The sequence below is a fragment of the Microcoleus sp. Pol11C3 genome (assembly GCF_036701485.1).
GTDB lineage: Bacteria > Cyanobacteriota > Cyanobacteriia > Cyanobacteriales > Microcoleaceae > Microcoleus.
In genome coordinates this window covers 1-2,004 of the sequence record NZ_JAUBQW010000283.1, presented here as the reverse complement: position 1 = coordinate 2,004, position 2,004 = coordinate 1, and the positions used below count along the sequence as shown (strand labels likewise).

Below are 2,004 nucleotides of genomic sequence, written 5' to 3'. Positions count from 1 at the left end.
ATCTTTAGTTGAGTTTGAATATATCGGTCGCTCCTATTCATAGTTTGCGATCGATTATTCAGCAAGCCCTAAGTAAAATTACTCAAGTTGTCATTGGGATCAGAAATATTCGACATCTCCCCAAAAGCTGAATCACCTACTGGGAGACAATTGTGCAGAATATGCACCGCCAGTTGACTTCACCTCGATTTTACAAATCCCGATGAGTAAACTCCTTAGCATCTTTCCCCACATAACTCGCGGCAACATGGCCATCTCCAACAACTCGATACTTATAGGTAATCAAGCCCTCTAAACCAACCGGCCCGCGAGGCGGCATTTGCTGGGTGCTAATCCCCACTTCTGCACCGAAACCGTAGCGGAAACCGTCGGCAAATCTAGTCGAACAATTGTGATAAACTCCGGCCGCATCTACTCCATTTAAAAAAGTTTCGGCGACTTCGCTATCTTCGGTGACAATGACATCTGTATGTCTGGAACCGTAAGTATTGATATGATTAACTGCTTCTTCCACAGAATCTACTATTTTGATTGACAAAATCAAATCGCTGTATTCTGTAGACCAATCGGCTTCATTTGCTTCGGCAATATTTTCGAGGAGGGCGCGAGTTTTTTCGTCTCCCCGCAATTCGACTTTTTTCTGCTGCAAAGCTTCGGCAACTGCAGGCAGGAATTTGGGGGCGATCGCACTGTGAACTAACAAGCTTTCAATGGCATTGCAGGCGGCTGGGTACTGAGTTTTTGCATCCACAGAAATCTCTACTGCTTTCTGAATATCCGCCGCTTTGTCTGCGTACAAATGACAAATTCCGTCGGCGTGTCCCAAGACTGGAATTCGCGTATTTTCCTGCACGAACCGCACGAAGGAATTAGAACCTCTGGGAATAATCAAATCTACATATTCATCCATTTTGAGCAGTTCGATTGTTTCTTCCCGCGTGGTCAGCAACTGCACGACTTCTGGATTAACCGCAGTTTCTGCTAATGCTTGATGTATCACTTTTGTCAAGATTTCGCAGGAACGAACAGCCTCTTTGCCGCCTTTGAGAATGACGCCGTTTCCCGATTTGATTGCCAAGGATACTATCTGAATTAACGCCTCTGGGCGCGCTTCAAAAATAATGCCTAAAACGCCCAAAGGACAGGTGACGCGCTTCAGAATTAATCCTGTATCCAATTCACGGTGGATTTGCACGACACCGATCGGCTCAGGGAGTTTCGCAACGTCGCGCACGCCTGCGATCGCACTTTTCAACTTGCTCTCATCCAACTTTAGGCGATCGTATAGCGGTTTCGCAATTCCATCCGCCTCAGCCGCCTTGCAGTCAGCCGCATTCGCCGCCACAATATCCGGCGCAGCAGCTTCTAAAGCTTTAGCCATAGCCTCAATAGCTTGATTTTTGGCATCAGCGGACAAAACTGCCAATTTTCTAGCAGATACGCGCGTTTTTTGGGCAATTTCAATAATAGACATGGCAGTAACTTTTAAATAGTTTTGATTGTTGGGTTTTGAATGTTTAGTTTTGAATTGAATCCGCACAAATAAATTTCCGGGCGGTTTTCAATCTTAACAATTTACTGGAAATTATATATTTTTGTTGAGACCCCTTACCGCACTCCGCATTAACAGGTTAAAACAGTGAAGTATAGATAAAATCCCACGGTCATTTCCATTTGTCAATAACCTTTGGAGATTATTATGTCATCTCATGCCCCTTTACGCAAGGCAGGACGCGCCACCAAAGCCGGCGTTAAACTGATACAGAAAACTGGCGGAAATCTCGTTTTAGCTTCCGGCGTCACCATCAGCCTGCTGTTTGGTATGGTGTTAGCCCTATCTTTAGCCTCAGTTTTGATTCTCAACAGTCCCGATCCAGTTGCCGGATTGACGATCGCACTTCCCATAACTCTGATTTTTAACATCGCTGCGGCTCTTCAGAACTTGTGGTGATAAGTTTATCTAATCAAGTGCTAAAATGTTTAATGTTTTTGAGTGGTTAAATC

Annotated in this window: 2 protein-coding genes; one reads left to right on the top strand and one right to left on the bottom strand. The window is 44.8% G+C overall.

Features of this window, described 5'->3' with window-relative positions:
- Positions 1 to 190: 190 nt before the first annotated feature.
- Positions 191 to 1,474, bottom strand: a complete 1,284-nt coding sequence (locus tag QUA40_RS28535; RefSeq protein WP_333132050.1) for a glutamate-5-semialdehyde dehydrogenase — start codon at positions 1,472 to 1,474, stop codon at positions 191 to 193.
- Between the two features lie 225 nt (positions 1,475 to 1,699).
- On the opposite strand from QUA40_RS28535, the gene QUA40_RS28530 reads away from it, so the two are divergent.
- A complete protein-coding gene (locus QUA40_RS28530) occupies positions 1,700 to 1,951 on the top strand; it encodes a hypothetical protein (protein WP_333132048.1) in 252 nt (83 codons plus the stop codon).
- Positions 1,952 to 2,004: the final 53 nt, after the last annotated feature.

What these genes read in the sequence shown, in the direction of transcription:
- QUA40_RS28535 (WP_333132050.1), bottom strand. Translation starts at nt 1,474, where the DNA reads ATGTCTATTATTGAAATTGCCCAAAAAACGCGCGTATCTGCTAGAAAA.
- QUA40_RS28530 (WP_333132048.1), top strand. Translation starts at nt 1,700, where the DNA reads ATGTCATCTCATGCCCCTTTACGCAAGGCAGGACGCGCCACCAAAGCC.